The organism is Basilea psittacipulmonis DSM 24701 (assembly GCF_000743945.1).
In the GTDB taxonomy this organism is placed as follows: domain Bacteria; phylum Pseudomonadota; class Gammaproteobacteria; order Burkholderiales; family Burkholderiaceae_B; genus Basilea; species Basilea psittacipulmonis.
Window position 1 is genome coordinate 419,077 of sequence record NZ_CP009238.1, and the last position, 26,604, is coordinate 445,680.

Annotated in this window: 13 protein-coding genes; all 13 read left to right on the forward strand. The window is 40.1% G+C overall.

What is annotated here, in order from left to right; genetic code table 11:
• The first annotated feature begins 4 nt into the window (after window positions 1-4).
• Window positions 5-601, forward strand: a complete 597-nt coding sequence (gene recR, locus IX83_RS01850; protein WP_038498538.1) for a recombination mediator RecR — start codon at window positions 5-7, stop codon at window positions 599-601.
• Window positions 602-846: 245 nt separating this feature from the next.
• Window positions 847-2,001 carry a glutamine-hydrolyzing carbamoyl-phosphate synthase small subunit gene (gene carA / locus IX83_RS01855; protein WP_038501401.1) on the forward strand — a complete coding sequence of 385 codons (1,155 nt, stop codon included), beginning with the start codon at window positions 847-849 and terminating at the stop codon, window positions 1,999-2,001.
• Between the two features lie 11 nt (window positions 2,002-2,012).
• Window positions 2,013-5,255: a carbamoyl-phosphate synthase large subunit gene (gene carB / locus IX83_RS01860; RefSeq protein ID WP_038498541.1), complete on the forward strand. Its 3,243-nt coding sequence runs from the start codon at window positions 2,013-2,015 to the stop codon at window positions 5,253-5,255.
• A gap of 364 nt (window positions 5,256-5,619) precedes the next feature.
• Window positions 5,620-6,771 (forward strand): pyridoxal phosphate-dependent aminotransferase, encoded by a 1,152-nt coding sequence (locus IX83_RS01865; protein WP_038498544.1) that lies wholly within the window; start codon window positions 5,620-5,622, stop codon window positions 6,769-6,771.
• Between the two features lie 202 nt (window positions 6,772-6,973).
• The gene (locus tag IX83_RS01870; protein ID WP_038498547.1) at window positions 6,974-7,297 is read left to right on the forward strand and encodes a DUF485 domain-containing protein; all 324 of its coding nucleotides are present in this window, start codon (window positions 6,974-6,976) and stop codon (window positions 7,295-7,297) included.
• Window positions 7,294-8,979 carry a cation acetate symporter gene (locus tag IX83_RS01875; RefSeq protein WP_051919060.1) on the forward strand — a complete coding sequence of 562 codons (1,686 nt, stop codon included), beginning with the start codon at window positions 7,294-7,296 and terminating at the stop codon, window positions 8,977-8,979. The genes IX83_RS01870 and IX83_RS01875 overlap by 4 nt, the downstream gene beginning before the upstream one ends.
• Window positions 8,980-9,404: 425 nt before the next feature.
• Window positions 9,405-12,266, forward strand: a complete 2,862-nt coding sequence (locus tag IX83_RS01880; protein WP_038498549.1) for a 2-oxoglutarate dehydrogenase E1 component — start codon at window positions 9,405-9,407, stop codon at window positions 12,264-12,266.
• Window positions 12,267-12,294: 28 nt separating this feature from the next.
• Window positions 12,295-13,506 (forward strand): 2-oxoglutarate dehydrogenase complex dihydrolipoyllysine-residue succinyltransferase, encoded by a 1,212-nt coding sequence (gene odhB, locus IX83_RS01885; protein WP_038498552.1) that lies wholly within the window; start codon window positions 12,295-12,297, stop codon window positions 13,504-13,506.
• A 50-nt stretch (window positions 13,507-13,556) separates the two neighbouring features.
• A complete protein-coding gene (lpdA, locus tag IX83_RS01890) occupies window positions 13,557-14,984 on the forward strand; it encodes a dihydrolipoyl dehydrogenase (protein ID WP_038498555.1) in 1,428 nt (475 codons plus the stop codon).
• 163 nt (window positions 14,985-15,147) lie between these two features.
• A complete protein-coding gene (locus tag IX83_RS01895) occupies window positions 15,148-16,932 on the forward strand; it encodes a ShlB/FhaC/HecB family hemolysin secretion/activation protein (protein ID WP_038498558.1) in 1,785 nt (594 codons plus the stop codon).
• 16 nt (window positions 16,933-16,948) lie between these two features.
• Window positions 16,949-24,745 carry a two-partner secretion domain-containing protein gene (locus tag IX83_RS01900; RefSeq protein WP_038498561.1) on the forward strand — a complete coding sequence of 2,599 codons (7,797 nt, stop codon included), beginning with the start codon at window positions 16,949-16,951 and terminating at the stop codon, window positions 24,743-24,745.
• Complete coding sequence (locus IX83_RS01905; RefSeq protein ID WP_201770245.1) at window positions 24,745-25,599, forward strand: hypothetical protein; 855 nt, start codon at window positions 24,745-24,747, stop codon at window positions 25,597-25,599. The genes IX83_RS01900 and IX83_RS01905 overlap by 1 nt, the downstream gene beginning before the upstream one ends.
• A gap of 101 nt (window positions 25,600-25,700) precedes the next feature.
• A complete protein-coding gene (locus IX83_RS01910) occupies window positions 25,701-26,549 on the forward strand; it encodes a hypothetical protein (protein WP_201770246.1) in 849 nt (282 codons plus the stop codon).
• Window positions 26,550-26,604 lie beyond the last annotated feature (55 nt).

The following is a 26,604-nucleotide window of genomic DNA, read 5'->3' on the forward strand; positions in this document are numbered from 1 at the left end:
AAAAATGTTAGAAAAAAACACCCCTTTGGAAAAGTTAATTCAAGCATTACAAACCATACCTGGGGTTGGTGAGCGAACGGCACAGCGAATGGCGTATCATTTGTTGTGCCATCGAGATAAAGCAAATAATATTGCACAAGCCCTCCATGTTGCCTCAGAACAGCTGAATCACTGTAAGATGTGTAATAACTTTACACTAGGGGATATTTGTCATACCTGTGCTGACACAAAAAGAGATGCGTCGATATTGTGTATTGTAGAAAATCCATCAGATTTGAATATGATAGAAAATAGTCATGGTTATCATGGGCTGTATTATGTGTTGATGGGGGCAATCCGACCTATTGATGGCATTGGACCAGATGATTTAAATTTTTCAAAACTGATGAAAAGAATCGATCATCCAGAATTAAAAGAAGTAATTGTGGCGACTAATTTCACGCCTGAGGGCCAAACGACAGCACAGCATTTATTTGATATATTAAAAACAAAAGTCGCTAAAGTCTCTCGCATTGCACGCGGGATTCCAATGGGAAGTGAATTAGAGTATCTTGATGCACATACAGTGGCATGGGCATTTTTGGACAGAAAAGACGTTTAATTACTTATCCAATCCCCCGTCCATCCTCCCACAACAGCCGTTATAGGCCAAACGTTAACCGCATTATTTCAAAAACGCTTATAAATCGCTAATGTCTGCCTGTTCAATTATTCAAAACCTGATGATATCGGTCTTTTTTGGGCTAGGGGGTAAAAAAATATTAAATACTTTCTAGACTTGATAATGCGTTTCTTAGTATAATGAATAAGTTTACGTTCAAAATTTGGGAACTAATCATGAGTGTCATGAAATTATCAGAAACACTAGGAATATCGAGCTATCCGAATGCAATATTAGCACTAGCGGATGGCTCTTTGTTTTTTGGGAAGGCGATTGGAGCAAAGGGTAAAGTTGTTGCAGAAATTGTGTTTAATACATCGATGACGGGGTATCAAGAGATTTTGACGGATTCAAGTTATACCGGTCAAATCGTTACCTTGACTTATCCACACATCGGTAATACGGGCATTAACGACGAGGACGTTGAATCTAAACATTTAGCAGCCTCTGGTTTGGTGGTAAGAAACTTGCCGACGATTACCTCGAATTTCCGTTGTACAAAAACCTTATCTCAATACCTTATTGAAAATCGCGTGGTAGCTATCGCTGATATTGACACTCGACGTTTGACACGCATTATTCGAGAAAAAGGCTCCATGGGGGCTTGTATTTTAGTTAGTGATGAACCTGATGCAGCAGAACAGGCATTGACATTGGCCAAGTCGTATCAAGGTATGGTGGGTCAAGATCTGGCCCAAAAAGTCAGCACAGAAACAACGATTGATTGGCGAGAAAGCACTTGGGAACTGAACAAGGGTTATGGTACGTTGACAAACCCTAGCTACCATGTAGTTGCTTATGATTTTGGCGTAAAAAGCAATATTCTAAGACTATTAGTTGAACGTGGCTGTCAAGTGACTTTGGTGCCTGCCAAAACACCTGTAGAAACCGTGTTGGCTATGAATCCCGATGGCGTATTTTTATCAAATGGTCCGGGCGATCCTGAGCCATGTGATTATGCGATTGAAGCAGCCAAAACGCTTATTGCTAAGAAAATTCCTTTGTTTGGGATCTGTTTAGGTCACCAAATTATGGGGCTAGCGGTAGGTGCTAAAACAGTGAAAATGAAAACAGGTCATCATGGTGGTAATCACCCTGTGCAAGAGTTAGCAACAGGTAAGGTATTTATTACCAGCCAAAATCACGGGTTTGCTGTTGATGCAGCAACACTACCGTCAAATGCTAGACAAACACATATTTCTTTATTTGACGGCACACTGCAAGGTTTTGAGTTAACTGACGCTCCAGCTTTTTGTTTTCAAGGGCATCCAGAAGCCAGTCCTGGCCCTCATGAAATAGTGGTGTTATTTGACAAATTCATTGAGTTGATGAAATCGTAGAGAGAAGAATTATGCCTAAACGTACCGACATAAAAAGTATTTTAATTATTGGAGCAGGGCCCATCATTATTGGCCAAGCATGTGAGTTTGATTATTCAGGTGCTCAGGCGTGCAAAGCGTTGAAAGCAGAGGGGTATCGCACGATTCTAGTAAACAGTAATCCTGCGACCATTATGACCGATCCTGACACAGCAGATGTTACTTATGTAGAACCGATTACATGGGAAGCGGTCGCACGTATTATTGAAATTGAAAAGCCTGATGCGATTTTGCCAACTATGGGTGGACAAACAGCATTGAATTGTGCTTTGGAATTGGCTGAACACGGTGTTTTACAAGAATATGGTGTGGAGTTAATCGGTGCGAATGAAGATGCGATCAAAAAAGCAGAAGACCGTCTTGCCTTTAAACAGGCCATGGAAAAGATTGGTCTAGAATCAGCAAAATCAGGTATGGCTCACAGCATGGAAGAAGCATGGGCTGTACAACGTCGAATCGCCCAAGAGATTGGTACATCAGGTTTCCCAGTGGTTATCCGTCCTAGTTTTACATTAGGTGGAACAGGCGGTGGCATTGCTTATAACCCAGAAGAATTTGAGACGATTTGTCGTCGTGGTTTAGAAGCATCGCCTACGAATGAATTATTAATTGAAGAATCTTTGCTAGGTTGGAAAGAGTATGAGATGGAAGTGGTACGTGATAAGGCAGATAACTGCATTATCGTGTGTTCTATCGAAAACTTAGATCCGATGGGCGTGCATACAGGGGATTCTATTACCGTTGCACCTGCTCAGACTTTGACTGATAAAGAATATCAGATTATGCGTGATGCGTCGATTGCCGTACTTCGCGAGATCGGCGTTGATACAGGGGGGTCAAATGTTCAGTTTGCAGTGAATCCTGACAATGGTCGCATGATTGTTATTGAGATGAACCCTCGCGTATCGCGTTCATCAGCATTGGCATCTAAAGCAACAGGATTCCCGATTGCTAAAGTAGCAGCTCGTCTCGCTGTTGGATATACTTTAGATGAGCTACGTAACGAGATTACGGGCGGTGCAACGCCTGCATCTTTTGAGCCAAGTATTGATTATGTGGTCACTAAGATTCCACGTTTTGCGTTTGAAAAATTCCCATCAGCGAATAATCGTTTAACCACGCAAATGAAGTCAGTGGGCGAAGTGATGGCGATTGGTCGCAGTTTCCAAGAGTCATTCCAAAAAGCATTACGTGGTTTGGAAGTAGGTGTGGATGGTTTAAACCAGTTCACGGTTGATCCCGAGACCCTCCAAGAAGAGCTTGCTGAGCCGGGTCCTGAGCGTATTTGGTATGTAGCCGATGCGTTTGCCAAAGGTTATACCGTTGAACAAGTTCACCAACTCACGAAGATTGATGTGTGGTTCTTATCACAAATTAAAGATTTGATCGATATTGAGCTGGCATTAGAACAATGCACTTTGGCTGATTTAGATGAAAAGAATTTAAGACAGCTTAAACGCAAAGGCTTCTCAGATCGTCGTCTGGCGTATTTGTTGGATACCTCAGAAGATCAAATTCGTCGCTTGCGTCACCAGTATGCTGTACGTCCAGTGTATAAGCGTGTAGATACATGTGCGGCCGAGTTTGCGACCTCCACCGCTTATATGTATTCAACATATGGTGAGGAATGTGAGGCAAGACCGAGTACGAAGAAAAAAGTGATGGTCTTAGGTGGTGGCCCGAATCGCATTGGTCAAGGGATTGAGTTTGACTATTGTTGTGTTCATGCGGCGTTGGCATTGCGTGAAGATGGTTATGAAACCATTATGGTGAACTGTAACCCTGAAACCGTTTCAACGGATTTTGATACCTCTGATCGCTTGTACTTTGAGCCATTAACCTTAGAAGATGTATTAGAGATTGTGGCGACAGAAAAACCAGATGGTGTGATTGTTCAATATGGCGGTCAAACACCTTTAAAACTCGCCAAAGCCTTGGAAGCAAATGGTGTGCCGATTATTGGTACCAGCCCAGAATCTATTGATATGGCTGAAGACCGCGAACGCTTCCAAAAATTGCTGAATAAATTAGGTTTGCGTCAGCCTGAAAACCGCACCGCTCGCACTGAAACAGAGGCGATGGCACAAGCAGCTGAAATTGGGTATCCATTAGTGGTTCGTCCAAGCTATGTTTTGGGCGGTCGTGCGATGGAAATTGTCCATGAACAAAAAGATCTTGAACGTTATATGAAAGAAGCGGTGAGAGTATCAAATGACTCTCCTGTATTGCTCGATCATTTCTTAAACAATGCGACCGAGATTGACGTGGATTGTATTTGCGATGGCGACAGAGTGTTTGTTGCTGGTGTGATGGAGCATATTGAACAAGCTGGTATCCATAGTGGAGATTCTGCATGTAGCTTACCGCCTTATTCTTTGAAAAAAGAAGCGATTGATGAAATTAAACGTCAAACCAAAGCCATGGCCAAAGCCTTGAATGTGAAAGGTTTGATGAACGTTCAGTTTGCCCTTCAAGACGATCAGGTTTATGTCTTAGAAGTAAACCCAAGAGCTTCTCGTACGGTGCCTTATGTCTCTAAAGCAACAGGCTTGCAACTCGCAAAAATCGCGGCTCGTGTGATGGCAGGTCAAAAACTAGATGATCTGAATGTGCCAGAAGAAGTGGAAATGCCTTACTACTGTGTAAAAGAGGCAGTTTTCCCATTTGTGAAATTCCCAGGTGTGGATACGATCTTAGGTCCTGAAATGAAATCTACAGGCGAAGTAATGGGCGTGGGTAAATCGTTTTCAGAAGCCTTTGTCAAAGCCCAGATCGCAGCAGGTGAGTATTTACCTAAATCAGGAACAGCCTTTTTAAGTATTCGTGATCAGGATAAAGATCGTGGTGTGGAAATCGCCAGAATACTAAATTCTTTGGGTTATAAACTTGTGGCAACACGAGGTACGGCCGCTCGAATTAGTCAAGCAGGTATTCCTGTTACCATTATCAACAAAGTCACGGAAGGTCGCCCACATGTAGTGGATGCCTTGAAAAATGGCGAAATTGACTTGGTTATTAATACCGTTGAAGAACGTCGCAATGCGATTAGTGACTCACGTTCTATTCGTACACAATCCTTAGCGTCACGTGTCACTTTATATACAACGATTACAGGCGGTCTAGCGGCTGCAAAAGGAATGGTGTACTTGCATGAGGGTCATGGCATTCAAGTGTATCCATTGCAATCGTTGCATGCACAAGTTAGTAAGAAATAAATATTACTGATTCACTTTTTTGTCCTGTTCATGTAATAGGGCATTTTTTATTTCTTTTTGAACAAACAAAGTATGGCTAAGAATCACTGTATAGGCGACTTTCCAATATTTAACTTATCATGGTTAAGATTTTTTAAGATTCAAAATGGTGAGGGTTGACTTATTGTTTAAAATTCAATGTGGAGAAGTAGAACTGAATAGAGGATCAAATCATCTAATGGCTTGCGATAAGAAAATTGTTTTTAAGCGAGATGGTAGTTAGTTTAAAAAAATAGTGTTGAGTGTCATTTATTTTTTGAGATAAAAAGAGCAACCGCCTATAATAAGGTGTGTCGTGTGACAGGAATTTGGATAGGGAAGTAGCATGGATTTTGCAAAAAGAATGCAGGAAATAACATCATTTAGAGCGGTAGATTTGAGTAATTTGGCTCAAGAAAAACGTGCTAAAGGATTCGATGTGATTAGTATGGGAATTGGTGAACCAGATTTTACTGCTCCTCTATCTGTGGTAGAAGCCTTGGATAAGGCTGCACGCGAGGGAAAAAGTGCTTATAGTGAAGCAGCTGGAATTCCAGAACTAAGAGAAGCGATTGCTCAGTACTATAATGAACACTTTCATACTCATATTACATCTAAACAGGTGATCGTTACTAGCGGTGCTTCAGCTGCGTTAGCCATGACCTCTTTATGTTTTATTAATCCAGGTGATGAAATATTAATGCCCGATCCATCCTATCCGCCTAATATGAGTTTTATTCGTTGTGCAGGAGGCATTCCTAAACAGATTCCGACTACGATTGAAGGGCGTTTCCAACTCACAGCTCAAGATATTGAAGCGAATTGGTCTGAACGCACAAGAGGTGTATTACTGGCTTCTCCAGGTAACCCTACTGGAACATCCATTGAATATGAAGAATTAAAACGAATTGTTCAGGTGGTCAAAAAACGAGGTGGATTGCTGATTATGGATGAAATTTACCTCGGTTTGTATTATGCCCAAAAACCAAAATCGGTGTTAAGCATTGATGACGATGTGGTGGTGATTAACAGTTTCTCAAAGTATTTTAATATGACAGGTTGGCGATTAGGTTGGATTGTGTTGCCTGAACAGCATGTTAAAGAGTTTGAGAAATTAAGTAGTAATTTTGCTATCTGTGCATCCAGTTTGGCTCAACGAGCGGCGTTGGCTTGCTTTGAACCTGACACGATCAAAATTTATGAAGACAGAAGATTAAAATTCAAAGAACGTCTGGACTATTTGGTTCCTGCCTTAGAAGCATTAGATATTCATGTACCTGTTGTACCTGATGGGGCTTTTTATATCTATGCGGATGTTAGTCGTTATACAGAAGATAGCTTTAAATTTGCTTACGAATTATTAGATAAAGCGAATATTGTATGGGTGCCAGGATTGGATTTTGGTCCGACATGGGCGAAAAAAATGGTCCGCATTTCCTATGCAACAGCATTAGATCGTTTACAAGAAGCCATGTATCGATTAGAAAAAATTCTATAAACCACGTCTTATTTCGTCCTCAATTTTTATATCATCGTATTCCTGTCCGCTATCACGTGGGCTTTACGCTGTGCTTATCTTACTCTGAATTTTTATATCATCGTATTCCCTAATCTAGGGTTTTCCATAATTACAATTGAAATTACATTGTATAAAAATGAGAATAACGTTTGTTTATCAATGTAAAAAAGGAGATTGGGAAATGAATGTAAATGATGTACAAAATATTATGACAAATCCCAAGTTTCAGGACATGGTTCGAAAAAAAGGTCGCTTATCATGGGGGTTTTCGTTATTTGTGTTTTTAATGTATGTGATTTATATCACTTGTTTAGGGGCCGTTCCTCATTGGTTTGCTGTCCCAATAGCGGAGGGACTTTACACAACATGGGGCATCATAGTGGGTATATTGGTGATCGTTTTATCATTCGTGGTCACCGGTCTTTATGTTTATAAGGCTAACGGCGAGTTTGACAAACTTACAAAAAATGCAATAGATGATGTATTGAAAGGAGAAGGGAAATGAGTAGAATCACGAAATTTTTAGCGATGATTTCTCCTGTCTGTTTGGCATCGGTAGCGTTTGCTGATGCTTTAACGGGTGATGTGGAGAAACAAGCACTCAATATCTCTGCGATCGTGATGTTTTTTATTTTCGTGGCGGCGACATTGGGCGTGACTTACTGGGCCGCTAAACGCGTAAAATCCACGAAAGATTTCTATACGGCAGGGGGCGGTATTTCAGGGTTCCAAAACGGGTTGGCATTAGCTGGAGACTATATGTCTGCCGCATCGTTTTTGGGTATTTCAGCACTAGTCTTTACAAAAGGATACGATGGTCTTATTTATTCAACAGGTTTCTTAGTTGGGTGGCCCATCGTATTGTTTTTAATTGCAGAGCGGTTGAGAAACTTAGGTAAATTCACCTTTGCAGATGTAGTGGCTTATCGTTTGAACCAGAAACCTGTTCGTATCTTCGCTGCAACGGGCACGCTATTGGTTGTCGCCTTGTATTTGATCGCACAGGTAGTCGGTGCTGGAAAATTGATTGAGTTACTGTTTGGATTGAACTATATTTGGGCCGTGATGATTGTAGGTGTCCTAATGGTGCTATACGTACTGTTCGGTGGTATGTTGGCAACGACATGGGTACAGATTATTAAAGCGATTTTGCTACTTTCTGGCGCGACATTTATCGCGGTAGTGGTGCTTAACTCGGTTGGCTTTAGTCCAGAAATGATGTTCAAAAAAGCAGTGGAAATTCATGAATCAGGTAAATCTATCATGGCACCTGGAGGATTAGTGAATAACCCTGTTGACGCGATTTCATTAGGCTTGGCTTTGATGTTTGGTACAGCAGGTTTGCCACATATTTTGATGCGTTTCTTTACAGTACCTGATGCAAAAGAAGCGAGAAAATCGGTATTTTATGCCACAGGGTTTATCGGTTATTTCTACCTATTAACGTTCATCATTGGATTTGGTGCGATTATGTTCCTCACAAAAGACAATCCGCTATTCTTCCATGAAGTCATAAAAGGTGAGAAAACCGTGATTGAAATGATCGGTGGTACGAACATGGCTGCTGTACACTTATCTAAAGCGGTCGGTGGGGATTATTTCTTAGGCTTTATTTCTGCGGTCTCGTTTGCCACCATTTTAGCGGTAGTAGCGGGATTAACGTTATCAGGTGCTTCGGCCATCAGTCATGACTTGTACAATCAGGTTGTTCGTAAAGGTCAAGCAACTTCGCATGAAGAGATGAGAGTATCTAAGATTGCTACGGTTTTACTTGGCGTAGTGGCGATTGTCTTAGGGGTTGCATTTGAAAGCCAAAACGTAGCATTTATGGTGGGTTTAGCCTTTGCATTAGCGGCTTCTGGTAACTTCCCGATACTAATGTTATCGATGTTCTGGAAAGGTTTAACCACGCGTGGTGCGGTATGCGGCGGATTTGCTGGATTGTTAAGTGCAACAGTATTGATTATCTTTGGTCCATCTGTTTGGGTGCAGGTATTAGGTCATGACAGTCCTATATTCCCTTATGGAAACCCAGCACTGTTCACGATTCCATTGGCCTTTATCGTCGCTTATGTGGTGTCTAAACTAGATAACTCTGAGCAAGCTGCAAAAGATAAAGCAGGGTATCTGCCTCAGTACGTTCGTTCAGTGACAGGTATTGGTGCTGCTCAAGCCAGCGATCATTAAACGCTGATATTCTCAACAATCTCCAGTACGATAGCCGTATTGGAGATTTTTTTTAATTATGTTCATGGTTAGAGGTTTTTCACTATATCTAAGGTTTTGCAAGGCAAAAATCTAAGATATTCAGTATCCATCTAAGTATTCGTTATAAGATGCGTGAGTGAAACGGTTCAGTCCTTTTTTATTCATTCTGTTGAAAAAATCTTGTTTGACTGACCATGACAAATAGTGATTTGTTAAGGAATTTAAACTTTTGTAATCTAGGTGTATGAAGTGGGTTGCAGTTTTTTTGGTGTACAATAGACAGCTGTCTGAAAAGGCAATTTCGTGCCTTCTGCAACGACGCTATCCGCTAACCGGTCTAGCCGTAAACGGAAGGTTTCCTGCACTAACATGGGTGAAGCACCCAATTATGGTGAGGCGTATATATGAGTAATTTTGACGAAGGAAAAACAACTTCTTATCTATTTGGCAGTAATGCTCCTTATATCGAGGAACTTTACGAAGCCTATCTTGAAAACCCCAATTCAGTTCCTGAAGTATGGCATAGCTATTTTGAGCGATTGCAACAACAACCTGCAACAGACGGTAAAACAACGACTCGTGACCAAAATCACAGTTCTGTCGTCGCGTCTTTTGCGGAACGTGCAAAACACAACGCATTTGTTCGCCAGTCAGCTGCGCCAAATTTAGAACATGCAAATAAACAGTTACAGGTTCAGTCTATTATTGCTGCATACCGTATTTTAGGCGTTCATCACGCTGTATTAGATCCCCTAAAACGTCGCGAAAGACCTGAAATTCCTGAGCTTAATCCTGCCTTCTATGGATTAACTGAGTCTGATCTTGATCAGGAATATGCTGCTACAAATACTTATTTCACGAAGAAACCAACGATGACACTTCGTGAAATTTTGAATAATTTGCGTAGTACCTATACCCAAAGTATCGGTGCTGAGTTTATGTATGTTTCAAACCAAGAAGCAAAACGCTGGATCCAAGAACGTTTGGAAAGTGCTCATGGTGACTTTGGTTTAACAACTGAACAGAAAAAGAAAATTCTTCAGGATTTAACAGAAGCTGAAGGACTTGAACGTTATTTACATACACGTTATGTGGGTCAAAAACGTTTCTCTTTAGAGGGTGGCGAAAGCTATATCGCTTCATTGAACGAAGTGTTGCAACATGCCTCTGAATTTGGCGTAAAAGAGTCGATTATTGGTATGGCTCACCGTGGTCGTTTGAATACCTTAGTGAATGTGATGGGTAAAATGCCACGTGATTTGTTCGACGAATTTGAAGGTAAACATGCAGCCGATTTGACAGATGGTGATGTGAAGTATCACAACGGTTTCTCAAGTGATCGTTCAATGCGTGGCGGCCCAATGCACTTATCATTGGCCTTTAACCCATCTCACTTAGAAATTGTGAACCCTGTTGTAGAAGGTCGTGCAAGAGCATCTCAAGACCGTTATGGTAGCCAAGCAGAAGTATTGCCTATCTTGGTTCACGGTGATGCGGCCTTTATCGGTCAAGGGGTTGTTCAAGAAACATTGAACTTGGCTCAAACTCGCGGTTATGGTACAGGTGGTACCGTGCATATCGTGATCAATAACCAGATTGGTTTCACAACATCTGATCCACGCGATGCACGTTCTACATTGTATTGTACAGATATCGTGAAAATGATTGAAGCACCTGTGTTCCACGTGAATGCAGATGATCCAGAAGCGGTTATCTTTGTGTCTAAATTGGCCTTAGAATACCGTATGAAGTTTAAACATGATGTGGTGATCGATATTGTTTGCTTCCGTAAATTAGGTCACAACGAACAGGATACACCTGCTTTGACACAGCCTTTGATGTACAAAGCTATTGGAAAACATCCAGGTACACGTCAAGTGTATGCTGATAAATTAGTCGCACAAGGCGTGTTGGCTAAGGATGAACCTGAGAAAATGGTTCAAGCATACCGTGATTTGATGGAAAATGGCCAGCAAACGGTAGAACCTGTGTTGACAGGTCAAAGTAGTGCTCATGCGATTAACTGGGATCAGTATCGCAAAGGTAAATTGACAGATAAAGTTGATACCGCTATTCCTAAAGCGGAATTACAACGTTTATCTGAACGTATTACAACGATTCCAGATACCTTTACACCACATAAATTGGTTGAAAAATTGTTGGCTGATCGTGCAGCGATGGGTCGCGGTGAAATGAACCTTGACTGGGGTATGGGCGAACACTTAGCTTATGCTAGTTTGGTGGCATCTGGTTATGATGTACGTATCACAGGTGAAGATTGCGGTCGCGGTACCTTTACACACCGTCATGCTGTGTTACACGACCAAAATCGTGAACGTTGGGATGATGGCACTTACGTACCTTTACAACACGTTAGCGAAAAACAAGGTAAATTCTTGGTGATCGACTCTGTTCTTTCTGAAGAAGCGGTATTAGGTTTTGAATACGGTTATGCAAGTAATCAGCCTAACACACTAACTATTTGGGAAGCACAGTTTGGTGACTTTGCTAACGGTGCTCAGGTGGTGATCGACCAGTTTATCGCTTCAGGCGAAGCAAAATGGGGTCGTATGTGTGGTTTGACTATGATGCTTCCTCATGGTTATGAAGGTCAAGGTCCAGAACACTCATCAGCACGTATTGAGCGTTATTTACAGTTGTGTGCAGATAATAATATGCAGGTAACTCAACCTACAACTGCGGCTCAGATTTTCCATTTGTTACGTTTACAAATGATTCGTAAATCTCGCAAGCCTTTGATTATCTTTACACCTAAGTCTTTATTACGTAATAAAGATGCGACATCACCTATGTCAGAATTTACATCTGGTGGATTCCAACCGGTCATTCCAGAAGTAGATGCGAACATTAAGGCCAATAAAGTCAAACGTATCCTAGTTTGCTCAGGTAAGGTTTACTATGATTTGGTTAATGGTCGTAAAGAGCGTGAAGCAGATGATGTAGCAATTGTTCGTGTTGAACAGTTATATCCATTTGCTCACAAAGAGTTTAAAGCAGTGATCGATACTTATCCTAATGCAAAAGATATTGTTTGGGTACAAGATGAACCTCAAAACCAAGGTCCATGGTTCTACATCCAACATCATTTGTATGAAAACATGCGTGCAGGCATGAAGTTAGCTTACGCTGGCCGTCCAGCTTCTTCTTCACCTGCAGTAGGCTATCCTGCTAAACACAAAGAGCAACAAGTGGCTTTGGTTGAACAAGCGTTCTCTTCAAAGTTCAAAGGCACTTTTTCTAAGTAATGTAACCTATTTTATGGAATGAAAAATTATGGCTATTATTGATGTATTAGTTCCTCAGTTTTCAGAATCAGTCTCTGAGGGTACGCTATTAGAGTGGAAGAAAAAAGCGGGTGAAGCAGTTTCTGCAGACGAAACACTGATTGAAATTGAAACAGATAAAGTGGTGTTAGAAGTGCCATGTCCATCTGCTGGTGTGTTAAAAGAAATTTTAATCGCTGATGGGGCTACCGTGACATCTGGTCAAGTATTGGCCAAAATCGATACTGATGCTACGGCTGCTGCTACGACCGCTGCACCTGCAAAAGCTCCTGAGGCCGCTCCAGCTCCTGCAGCGACGCCAGCACCAGCTGCTCCAGCTTCTAATAGTGCGGCAGGTATCGCTTCTCCAGCAGCGTCTAAAATCCTTGCAGAAAAAGGTATTGCTGCAAGTGATGTGGCGGGTACAGGTCGTGATGGTCGTGTAACAAAAGCTGATGCGATGGGTGCGAAAGCAACACCTAAAGCAGCTGCACCTGTTGCTGACACATTATCTTTGGACGGTCGCCCAGAACAACGCGTTCCAATGACACGTTTACGTGCTCGTGTGGCTGAACGTCTATTGCAATCTCAACAAGAGAACGCAATTTTGACAACGTTCAACGAAGTAAACATGCAAGCTGTGATGGACTTGCGTGCTAAATACAAAGACAAGTTTGAAAAAGAGCATGGTGTGAAACTAGGCTTTATGTCTTTCTTTGTGAAAGCAGCGGTTCAAGCATTGAAGAAATACCCAGTATTGAATGCTTCTATCGATGGTAAAGATATTATTTATCACGGTTACTTTGATATTGGTATCGCTGTAGGTAGCCCACGTGGTTTGGTCGTACCTATTCTTCGTAATGCTGACCAACTTTCAATGGCTGAAATCGAGTTGAAAATCGCTGAATTCGGTGCAAAAGCTCGTGACGGTAAATTAAGTATCGAAGAATTAACAGGTGGTACTTTCTCTATCTCTAATGGTGGTGTATTTGGTTCAATGCTATCTACACCAATCATTAACCCACCACAATCTGCTATCTTGGGTATCCATGCAACAAAAGAGCGTCCAGTTGTTGAAAACGGTCAAATCGTGATCCGTCCAATTAACTATCTAGCGATGTCTTACGATCACCGTCTAATCGATGGTCGTGAAGCAGTTCTTGGTCTAGTGACAATGAAAGAAGCACTAGAAGATCCTGCTCGTTTATTGTTAGACGCTTAATTTTAATCTAGGGTGCGGGCAAGTCTCGCACCTTTTTTATGGAGATATTTATGTCAGCTTTTGACGTTGTAGTCATCGGTGCGGGTCCTGGCGGTTATATTGCTGCGATTCGTGCTGCTCAATTAGGTAAAAAAGTAGCTTGCGTGGACGCATGGGTGGATGCTAAAGGTAATGCAAAACCTGGTGGTACTTGCACAAACGTAGGTTGTATTCCTTCTAAGGCTTTATTGCAATCATCTGAACATTACGAACAAGCAAAAGAACACTTCGAGGAACATGGTATCGAAGTTGGTAGTGTCAAACTACATTTAGATAAATTAATTGGTCGCAAAAACACGGTAGTTAGCCAGAATAATGAAGGGATTAAATTCTTATTCAAGAAAAATAAAATCACTTTCATTTCTGGAAAAGCTTCTTTTGCAGCTAAAAATGCAGATGGTACTTATGCTATCAATGTTGAAGGCAAAGATGCTCAAAGCCTAACAGCAACTCATGTTATCGTTGCAACAGGTTCTGCACCACGTGCTTTGCCAAACTTACCTTTTGATGAAAAACAAATTCTTTCTAACACAGGTGCATTAGACATCGACAAAGTACCTAAAACATTGGGTGTTATCGGTGCAGGTGTGATTGGTCTAGAGTTAGGTAGTGTATGGCGTCGTTTGGGGGCTCAGGTAACCATTTTAGAAGCGGCTCCTACTTTTTTATTTGCTGCAGATGAAGCAGTGGCTAAAGAAGCTCAGAAATTGCTCACTAAACAAGGTTTAGAAATTGAAGTGGGCGTGAAAATTGGCGAAATTTCTCAAACAGCCAAAGCCGTAACCGTTCCTTATACCACTGCAAAAGGTGAAGAGAAAACGCTAAAAGTAGAAAAATTAATTGTTTCGATTGGTCGTGTTCCTTACACAGATGGCTTAAATGCTGATTCAGTTGGCTTGAAACTAGATGAGCGTGGCTTTATTGTGGTGGACGATGAGTGTCGCACTAATCTTCCAAACGTTTGGGCGGTGGGTGACGTTGTTCGTGGCCCGATGTTGGCTCATAAAGCGGAAGAAGAAGGCGTTGCAGTTGCTGAACGTATCGCTGGTCAACATGGTCATGTGAATTTTGCAACGATTCCTGCGGTTATCTACACGACACCTGAAATGGCATGGGTAGGTCAAACAGAGAAACAATTGAAAGAAGCAGGACGTGCGATTAAAGTCGGTAGCTTCCCATTTATGGCTAATGGACGTGCACGTGCATTAGGTGATACAAGCGGTTTTGTGAAAATCATCGCTGATGCGAATACTGATGAAGTGTTAGGTGTTCATATTATTGGACCTATGGCTTCTGAATTGATTGCTGAGGCGGTTACGATCATGGAGTTCAAAGGTGCTGCTGAAGATATCGCTCGTATCTGCCATGCTCACCCAACACTTTCTGAAGCGGTGAAAGAAGCTGCTTTAGCCGTTGATAAACGTACATTGAATATGTAATCCATATTCCAAATTATCAAATATTTGCCATCTGTTTCAGATGGCAATTTTTTTGATGTTAAAAAGCAACAACCTAATGGATGGGGAATCTAGTTTTATATAAAATATGGGCTTTTTTAAAATTAATATTAATAGTAACTATCCTTTGCGAAAGAAATAAGCCATGAAAAATAAAATTTTGTTTGGGACTATCTTGACTGGTTTGTTGGGGCTGTCCACAACAAAAGCTAATGCTACCTTTCCCCAGAATTATTCTTTGCAACAGCAAATAGATGCTCAGCAACAGCAACGACAACAAGACCAAGAAAAGCGACGACAAGAAGCATTCAGTACGGATCTAGATGTTCGTGTCGAAACATCAGTTCCAACAATTCAAAGCTTTCCGAAAGAATCCTTATGTTTTTCCATAAAAGAAATTTATTTAACGCAGTTTTCACCTGATCGCAAAGAGGTAGATCATTTAAGTAAGACGGATTTAAAAACAGATTTTGATTGGGCTTTAAAGGCTATTTATCGTCCCAAGGATATTCAATTACCGTATTGTTTAGGAGCTCAAGGTATCGGTGAGATGATTAAAAGAGTTCAGAATGCGTTGATTGAAAAAGGGTATGCTACCACTCGAGTATTAGCGATGCCACAGGATTTGCGACAAGGAAGATTAGTATTAACGGTGGTGCCTGGAAAAGTAAGACATATTCTGATGCGAGACCACAGCCATCCATTAAGGACGCATAAAGGAACCGTTTGGTTTGCATTGCCATTAGGATCGGGTGATTTATTAAACATTAGAGAGATAGAACAAGGGCTAGAAAACTTGAAACGTCCTGCTCATGTTCAAGCCAATATTCAAATTGTGCCAGCTCAAGATGAAGATGCGATGCCAGGAGAAAGTGATTTACATATAGACTTTAAGCAAGACTTTCCAATTCGTCTGGGCTTATCGATAGATGATAGTGGTAGTCGTGCGACTGGGCGGTTACAAGCAGGGGCTAATGTTTCTGTAGAAAATCTTTTTTCATTGAATGATGTACTTTACGGTTCATGGACACAAAGTATATCGAGAGATAGTGATGACAAGGGAAAACGAGGTAGCCATAGTGGTGGTGTGTATTATACGATTCCTTGGAAAAACTGGTTATTGCGTTATTCATTTACCGAAAATCATTATTATCAAACGGTTTTCGGTGCCTTTCAAAATTACGAATATTCAGGCAAAAGTCAATATATTAATTTCACACTATCACGATTGTTATATCGAGATAGTACCCGAAAACTGACTGCTGACATGGGTATTTGGTATCGTCAAAGTGCGAATTATATTGATGATAGTGAAATTGAAATTCAACGTCGCCGGATGGCAGGGTGGTCCGCTGGAATGACTTACTACCAGTATTTTGGAAAAAGTACCTTGGAATGGAATGTGAACTATAAACAGGGAACAGGTGCCTTTCATGCTTTGCCAGCTCCTGAAGAGAAGTTTGGCGAAGGAACATCACGTCCTCGAATTATCAGTACGGCTATTAGTTTTAAACAACCTTTTAAGATAGGTGAACAAGGTTGGCAATTTTCTACGAGTTGGCAAGCACAATGGAATAAGACACCTTTGATTTTGCAAGATATGTTTAGTATTGGTGGACGATACAGCGTTAGAGGATTTGATGGCGAGCTTACCTTGATGGGAGAAAGAGGTTGGTTGTGGCGTAATGAATTGAGTTGGAATGTGATGAATAAGGGTCATGAAGTCTATCTAGCTATCGACACGGGTTATGTAAGTGGTGCCTATGCGAAAGAATCTTTTGGTCAACGTTTAACGGGAACTGCTTTGGGCGTTAGAGGTAATCTGTGGGGACTGCAATATGAATATTTTGTGGGAATGCCCTTATATAAACCAAAAGGATTTAGAACGTCGTCTATCACAACAGGGTTTAATTTAAATTATCAGTTTTAAGATTAGGTGAGATCAAATGAATAAACATTTTTACCGCGTTATTTTTAGTAAAACATTACAGCGTTTGGTAGTGGTTTCAGAGATTGTATCCTCAGAAGGTAAGTCTAAAAATGAAATTAATGTCTCGACTGTCCCTACATTAAAATCTTCTGAAAAATCGTTATTTCAAAAATTACCTATTAGCTGGTCGTTGAAACCTTTAAGTGTCGTGGTTTATGCACTGATGGGGGTGATCCAAATCTCACCTGCTCAAAGTATGCAGATTATTGCTGATAAACAAGCTCCCAAACAACAGCAGGCGGTTATTTTAGAAACGGCTAATGGCATTCCACAAGTTAATATTCAAACGCCGAATAGTAAAGGATTATCGCATAATAAATATCAACAATTTGATGTGGATAAGAAAGGAGCGATTCTAAATAATAGTCGTAAGAATGTTCAAACTCAACAAGCAGGCTGGATACAAGCCAATCCTTATTTAGCAGGTGGTGAAGCTAAGGTTATTTTAAATGAAGTGAATTCAAGTCAAGCCAGCCAATTAAAAGGATATATCGAAGTGGCAGGGGCAAAAGCAGATGTGATTATTGCTAACCCCAGCGGTATTCATTGTGAAAGTTGTGGTGTGATTAATGCTGGACGAAGTACCTTAACGACAGGCGAAGTGCAACTTGAAAATGGACAGGTTAAAGGCTATCAAGTACAGAAAGGAACGATTACCGTAGCGGGAAGAGGCTTGGATACAAGCAGTTCAGATTACACCGATATTATCGCCAAAGAAGTTCAAGTAAACGGGAAGATTTGGGCAAACGATCTCAAGGTGACAACGGGGAAAAATAAGGTTTCTGCTCATCATGATTCGATTGAAGTGATCGCAGCAGGTAATGCTCCTGCGATTGAAGGTTATGCTTTGGATGTATCAGAACTAGGTGGTATGTATGCAGGAAGTATCCAATTAGTAGGTACGGAATCAGGCTTGGGCGTGAGAAATGCAGGTCATATCGGTGCATCATCAGGTGATGTGGTCATTGATGTGAATGGTCGTATTGTGAATCAAAACACCATTCAAGCTCAACAAAACATTAAAGGTGTGGCTAAGGGTGAATCAGGTGTTATTGATAATCAAGCCAGTGCCAAAATATTGGCCAATCAAGGAAAGATTCGTTTAGATGCTGAAAAATCATTTAAACAGTCAGGGGTGATAGGGGCCAAAGAAAGTATCAATATTCATGCACAAAGTCTTGATCAAACTCAAGCAGGGGAAATAGAAGGCGGTGAGGTTCGATTAAGCGTCAAAGATAAGCTGACTAACAGAGGGTTAATTAATAGTCAACTTGACGATTCAAACAAAACTGCTAAAACGGTTATTAAAGCATCAGAGATTCAGAATATTGGCACAGGTCGAATTTACGGTGATCATGTAGCGTTGCAAGCCAATACAATTGAGAATATCGATGAACTAACAGAAACATCCACAAGACAAGATCCGATTATCGCGGCGTATCAGCGTTTGGATGTAGCGGCCCCAACGATTGTGAACCAAACTGCTCATTATCTGCCACAACAAAAGAGTGCTTCAACATTATTTAGTGAAAAAGATATTGTCTTTGGACGACAGTTAAATGCAGATGATCAGGCTATTGGACAAGCGGATACCTTATTGAATGATAGCTCAACGATTGAAGCGGCCAATGGCGACATAGTGTTGAATGTTCGCGAAGTTAAAAATTTAAATACGCATTTTAAATCGGAGATAGAAACCATCTCTGATGAAAAGATTAATGAAACCTACATTATTCCACAAGGGTATTTAACTAAAGATAGAATCAATTTTAATTTACTCAAGTGGATCCCATTTAGTCGAGCAGGTAAATTAGCTTATCGTCAGGATGCTACTGAGTCTTTACAGGCGGGTGAAGACATTACGTCAAACACATTATTGCCGATGGCTAATGAATATGTTTGCCAAGATTATGCGGATCCCGCAAGTTGCCAAATTAAACCAGAATCTATTTATGATGCTAATCATCCAGCTTGGGCTTATTTCAATTTAACACCGCCTAGCCAGATGCCTAGCGATCTGCCTAAAATTGAATATCCTGATGAACCTCAACCACCAGTAGCAGTTGTAGAACCAGATGGCAAACGTATTGCTGAAACTCAAGAACAGTATGAAAAACGTTTAGCAGATTACGAACAGGCTAAAAAAGATTATGAAACAGCATTGCTTCGTTATGAGGAGGAAAAACGTACATATCCAGAACGATTAAAAGCCTATCAGCAAGCGATGGTACCTTTTCAAAACTGGCTACAAGAAAACGAACAATCGTTTGAAGCATTAAATCAAAAAATTAATGCACATAACTCACGATTATTGGGCAAAACGTTCAGTCATTTCTGGATTACCAAGTTAAATCAACGAGTCAAACAAGCCAGTGTCGTGAAAACGACTTTACCAGGTCAAATTTTAGCTGGAAAGAATATTGAATTTCATAGTGATCAAGTGCTTAATGATCGTAGTCAAATTATTGCTGGCAATCAGTTGAGCATGACGGGAACCGTGCTGAATCAAGATGAAACGGGATATGATATCGTTACTGAATATGGCACCAAACAATGGACCAACGATCGTTGGAGAGGTGGATTTAAACGTTATTTTCAACGCAGTTGGAGTAGTGTGTATGACTATAATAATTATGTGAATACACCCTATCAGATGGGCGTAGCCGTTAAACAAGAACATACCGCTTATCAAGAAAATGAAGGTACACAGCCAGCGGTTGTTGCCGATCCTAAAGCGATTTCATTACTGCCTAATACGCGTTTTTATCGCCTCAATCCTGATGCAGACAGTCATGTGTTAATTGAGACAGATCCTGCATTTGCTTCACGTGGCCAGTGGCTAAGTAGTGACTATATGTTCACGATGTTACGTAACGAACCTCAACATGTTCATAAACGTTTAGGTGATGGTTTTTATGAGCAACGTTTGGTGCGTGAACAAATTCATCAATTAACAGGGAAAGCATGGCTGGATAACTATGAAAATATGGAAAGCCAATATAAGGCTTTGATGAATAGTGGTATCAGTTTTGCACAGAAATTTCATTTAACCTTAGGGGTTGCATTAAGTCCTGAACAAATTCAACAACTGACGACAGATATTGTTTGGTTAGAAGAGCAAGACATTACTTTGCCAGAAGGTAAGACCGTTACCGTGTTAGTGCCTCGAGTATATGTAGTGCCTAAAGAGGGTGATCTGTCGCCTCAAGGATCATTGCTTTCAGGTAAAGTTGTTGATTTGAATACTCAGTATTTCAATAATAGTGGTGTCGTTTTAGGTGATGAAATGACATCGATTCAATCTGATCATCTTTTGAATGAAGGATTGATAGTAGGGAAAAAGGTCGATATTCGTACACGTGGTGATTTCGATAATATAGGTGGTCGTGTAGAAGCAAACGATGATTTAAGCATTCATGCAGAAGGAAATATCAATCATCGCAGTACCACGGTTGATAGTGATGTTGTCCTGTCTCATTTCAAACGTCAAGAAATGCGTTTAGGTCGAGAAGCTTCTTTTTATGCGAAAGGCAAAGAGGCACGCTTATATATTTCGGCTAATGATTTAAATGTTCAAGCTGCCCAGATTATTAATGCAGGCAGTGGAGAATTACGTCTTGAAGCACAGAATAATTTAAATTTAACGACATTATCAACTCGTTCAAATGAACAAGTTGGAGAGGCTAATCATTATCGTTATGAAAACACAGAAACTGCCATTCGTAGCCAAATTAAAGGGGAAGGAAATACAACATTAATGGCGAAAAATATATTGTCAGAAGGGGCTGACATTAGCAGTCAGTCACGTTTGGCAATGGTGGCAGAAAACGATATTCAGTTAAAAGGTGCCAAAGAACGTAGCTCGTTTGAAGAATTTCATCGTACGAAAAGTGGCAGTATCGCCAAGGTTACTAAAACCCGTTTAGATAAACAACACACAGAAACGACAGTAGGCACTAAATTAAATGCTCAAGAAATTTTGATCAGTTCAGGAAAAGATGTCACGGCTCAAGGCGTGCAAGCGGTTGCTGATCAGGATTTAACCATCCAAGCTGCTCACAATATTGATGTGACGGCAGACACGCAATATTATAAAAACAGTCAGATAGAAACGAAGAAAAAATCAGGGGTGTTTACAGGCGGTGGTGCGGGTATCACTTTTGGTAGCCAAACGGAAAAACATGAGTTAGAAGAAACAGGATGGACGCAGTCGGATGCGAGAAGTTCTGTAGGGTCATTAAATGCAAACGTGGTGATGCAAGCAGGTGGTCATGTCAATGTAAAAGGGGCAGATGTCATTGCTACACAAGCAAATAGCATTGATATAAAAGGTGGTAGCGTTACAGTAGATGCAGGTAAAGACTTAATTGAACGCGACCAAAAGCATGAGTTTAAAAGCTCAGGGTTGACCATAGCCTTTAGCAGTGCGGTGACTGATGCAGCCATGAAAACCGATGCTAGCCTTACCAGAAGTAAGCAAGTGAAAGATAGTCGTTTGCAAGCATTATATGGAATTAAAGCAGCTCAAGAAAGCATTATGCTGGCACAAGAAGTGGCTCAAGTTGCAGAAGCTGTGCAGTCTGGACAGAATGCTGATTTTAAAATTTCGATAAGCATTGGTTCGAGTCAATCCAAGTCTAGTAGCCATTCTACAAAAGTTACCCATCAAGGCAGTTCTTTGAATGCTGGGAAAGTGATGATTGATAGTACGGCAGGTAATATCGATATGATAGGCTCAAAAATTCAAGCCACGCAAGCCCAACTATCATCTGCTGAACATTTAACGATGACGGCGACACAAGATACAGTTAGTCAACGCAGTAAGAATAAAAATAGTGGTTGGAGTTTAGGCGTATTCCTAGGTTCCAGTGGCGGTAGTTATGGATTTGGTATTGAAGGATCGGCTCAAATAGGTAAAGGGCATGAGAATAGTGATTCGATTCATCAAAATAATAACCAAATTCATGCATCCAGTGTGGTGTTAAAAAGTGCTCAAGATACGACGTTAAAAGGTGCTGAAGTAAATGGCGATGCACTTGAAGTCGTTGTTGGTCGCAACCTGTCGATCGAAAGCTTACAAGACGAACAGCATTATGATAGCAAACAAGTACAAGCAGGGGTGAGTGCATCAGTAGCGATTTATGGTAGTGGTTCTAATGCTTCTATCAACGCTAGCATGAATAAAGCAAAAGTTAACTATGCACAGGTAGAAAAACAAAGCGGTTTGTATGCAGGAAAAGAGGGGTTAAACGTTGATGTAAACGGTCATACTCACTTGAAAGGATCGGTGATTGATAGCCAAGCAGAGGCAGACAAAAATAGATTGAAGACGGGCAGTTTAAGTAGTGAGAATATTCACAATTATAGTGAAGCTCGTGTACAGTCTATTAGTGCAGGCTTTTCAACGAGTATGGAACAAAATGCCATGAGTAGCCTGATGCCGATGATGAGTGCTTTAGGTAATATTAATCGTTCCGATAGTGGCACTACTTATAGTGCGATTAGTGATCGTATTCAGATAGTAGCGGACCAAGGCCAAGTGCCGAGTCAATTATTGAGAGACACAACTCATGCGAATCAAAAAGTTCAGCAACAAGATATGCAGGAACTGAAAGAACGTCAGGAAATGGCACAGGTGATTGGTGAGATAGCTAATAATGCTATCACCCTAACCTTAAAATCAAAGATAGATAAAGCGGAAAAAGATAAAAAAGAAGCCGATGCGATATTAGAAAAAGATCCAGATAATTTGCAAGCTTTATTGCAACGTGGACAGGCGGTTGATGTACTTGAGAAATATGGACAAGATAGTACCATACAAACATCGATCCGAGCGGCCACGGTTATTTTACAAGGGTTGGCAACAGGTAGTACCTCACAAGCAGTGGTAGGAGGTTTATCGCCCTTTGCCAATCATATGATTCGAGATGCAACAGAAGATAAAAATAAACAGGTTAATCTGACCCCAAACTTGATTGCTCATGCGGTATTAGGTGCTGTGGAGTCTTATGCCACAGGTAATAACGCCCTAGCAGGTGCAACAGCTGCAGTGACGGCTGAAGTTGTTGCAAAAGTGGTAGTGGAACAAATTTATGAAAAACCTGTTTATCAACTAACTGAGTCGGAAAAAGAAAAAGTCGCGACATTTAGTCAAATGGCTAGTGGCTTAGTAGGCGGTATAGTTGGTGATAGCACAAGTAATGCCATCGTGTCTTCAGAAATCGGTAAACGAGCAGTGGAGAATAATTATCTTTCTGATGCTCAACAAGCACAATATGAAGCCGAACTAAAAAAATGTGAGAATTTCTGGTGTAAATTTAAAACTGAACTATACTGGACTGGTGTGTCAGCGGGACAAAATGCTGCATTTGGTGCAGGAGTGCTTGCGGCTGTTCCAAAGGAACTTGCTGATACGATTAAAGATGTCTTTGAGTTGGTGACCAATCCTAGTCAAGTTTATGATGCATTTCAATTTTTATTCTCTCAAGAAAATATAGCTGCGACATTGATAAATAGTCTTAAACAAGACTTTATTAATCGTATTGAAATCCTGAAAAGTGAATATGAGAAAGCAGGAGCGAAAGGTGCATATAATGCTGGAAAAGAACTAGGTGGAATAATTATAGAGATAGGTTCAGCTATATCTGGTGTGGGAGGTATAACTAAAACTTCAGTAAAAATAATTAGCACAGGTATAAAACAGTCCGTACATCTGGCAGAAAATACAATTAAGGAAGCAAAAAAAATTATTAAGAAGACTAATAATTTAAAAAATGCCACAGAAGAAGTAAAAGATGTTTCTCAAGTAGCAAAAAATGAAGTCAGTATTAAAGCGAAACCAACTGAAAATAAAACAAGTGATCAGAGATTGGAATATGTTTGTAATACAGGTAAAGCGTGTTTTGTCGCAGGTACGTTAGTTGAAACCGTCAATGGGTTAAAACCGATAGAACAGATTGGATATGGGGAATTAGTTTGGTCTAGAGAGGAGTTCGGAGACCAATATGATTACCAACCTGTACTTGCAAATAGTGAAACTGAGAAACAAGAAACGATTGAAGTGATTGTTCAGAATGAACATAAAGTTGTCGAACGTTTTATCACTACTAAAGAACATCCGTTTTTTGTGAATGAAGAGGGTTGGATAAAGGCTTCCTTGTTGGAAAGTGGCATGAAACTGCTTGACCGTCAAGGCAACCCAAGTTTAACAGTAGTTTCACAGAAAGAAACAGGAAAATTAGAAACAGTTTATAACATAAAAGTTGAGCATTTTAGTACCTACCATATTGGCCATTTTGGTGTATGGGTTCATAATGCAGAATGTTGTGATTTCACAAAACGATATGGCGATCCAGAAAAAATATTTAGAGAAGGGGACTGGGTAGATCCAAAAACAAATAGAGTAAGATATCTGAACCCATTTGATGGAGAATACCATGATTTCCCTGATGAAGCTAAATATTCTATTGATCATATTTTACCGAAAAGCGAATTTCTGAAAATTAAAGGGTTTCGTCATCTTCCTGAGGAGGTTCAAGAACGTTTAATGAATAATCCCAATAATTTACAACCTCTACCTAAACATCTTAATTCTTCAAAAGGGAATAAGATTGAAACTGAAACAAGTGGTTGGGAGATGTATGAGAAAGGTAATCTAAAGATTCATCCGAAATATCGAAAATTTTTGAAAGATAGACAGGATGCAGTGAGAAAATTTGTGGAAGATGAAATTGAAAGAATAATAGGTGAATAATGTTTTATACAGAAAAAGACTTATATCAAGAATTTGATCAGGTTTATACAGATTTAAATGACGTGCCATTTGATGCTTTGGCTATCAAGGAAAAAATGAGAGAATTTAATCCTTATTGGTTTTTAAGAAATAGTCAAGGAGATCTATTTGGATATTTAATAGAACCTTTTAAAGAATGGCAACCCAGAACATATGAGTATTTAAGTCAAGGGAAGTTCTTTTACGCGATGAGTAAAAGCGACTATCCAGGAATGGCGGATGATAGTACTAAATTTGGCATTATCGTTAATGATATAGTTTGTTATATTGGATATACCAAATATCCTTACGAAAAACATCAAAAAAGATGTTCTGCCATTCCTTTATCTATTTTGAATTCTTGGTTATATCGTTCAGATGGGTGGCATGTGGCAGAGATGGGGGCATACGATATTTTTAGAAGTGTCTTGCCATCTATTGCAAGTTATCAGATGTCGCCGATATGTTCCGTGATTAAAAAAATAGTAGATAGAAAAGATCGTGTATTACCTGAGTACACGGAGTTTTTAGAAGCGAAATTTAATCATCCGTTTAGACAGAGTTATCATTTAGAAGAGTTTGACGATGATAATAAATATTTTGAATTAAGAAGTTTATTGGATACACGTTCAATAGATGATGGTAGCCAGACAGGGTTTCAGTTATTCGTTTCATCGCATAATCAAGAAAGGAATGTGTATGTTGTTCCACGACTAGATATCATGCAGATGAAGAAATTATCTGATCCTGCTGAAGCAATCGATCGTTATGCCGCTCATCTGTTTTCTAAAGCAGAGGGTGAATTTAATTTCTTAGATTATGCAGAAGATTTTTAATTTATTATCGCCTCAGGTTTTAGAAGCGATAATCGTATAGACGATTAACTTCGATATAGACGTTGTAGCATTGATGAAATTAAAAAAATGATAGGTGAATAATGTTTTACACAGAAAAAGACTTATATCAAGAATTTGATCAGGTTTATACGGATTTAAATGACGTGCCGTTTGATGCTTTAGCGATCAGGGAAGAAAGGAGAGAATTTAATCCTTATTGGTTTTTAAGAGATAGTCAAGGAGATCTATTTGGATACTTAATCGAGCCTTTTAAAGAATGGCAACCCAGAACATATGAGTATTTAAGTCAAGGGAAGTTTTTTTATGCGATGAGTAAAAGTAACTATCCAGGAATAGCGGATGATAGTACTAAATTTGGCATTATCGTTAATGATATAGTTTGTTATATTGGATATACAAAATACCCATATGAAAAATATCAAAAAGACTACTCTACTATTCCTTTATCTATTTTGAATTCTTGGTTATATCGTTCAGATGGGTGGCATGTGGCAGAGATGGGGGCATACGATATTTTTAGAAGTGTCTTGCCATCTATTGCAAGTTATCAGATGTCGCCGATATCTTCTGTCATTAAAAAAATAGTTAAAAAGCGTCGTGTATTACCTGAGTACACGGAGTTTTTAGAAGCGAAATTTAATCATCCGTTTAGACAGAGTTATCATTTAGAAGAGTTTCGAGGTGGCAAGTACTTTGAACTGAGAAGTTTGTTGGATACGCGTTCAACAGATGATGGTGGTCAGACAGGTTTTCAGTTATTCGTTTCATCGCATAATCAAGAAAGGAATGTGTATGTTGTTCCACGACTAGATATCATGCAGATGAAGAAATTAACGGATCCTGCCGAAGCAATCGATCGTTACGCAGCTCATCTGTTTTCTAAAGCAGAGAGTGAATTTAATTTCTTAGATTATGCAGAAGATTTTTAATTTTTTGTGTGCTTAAATGCTAAGTTCATTCCGAATAGATTAAGAAGATTCGATA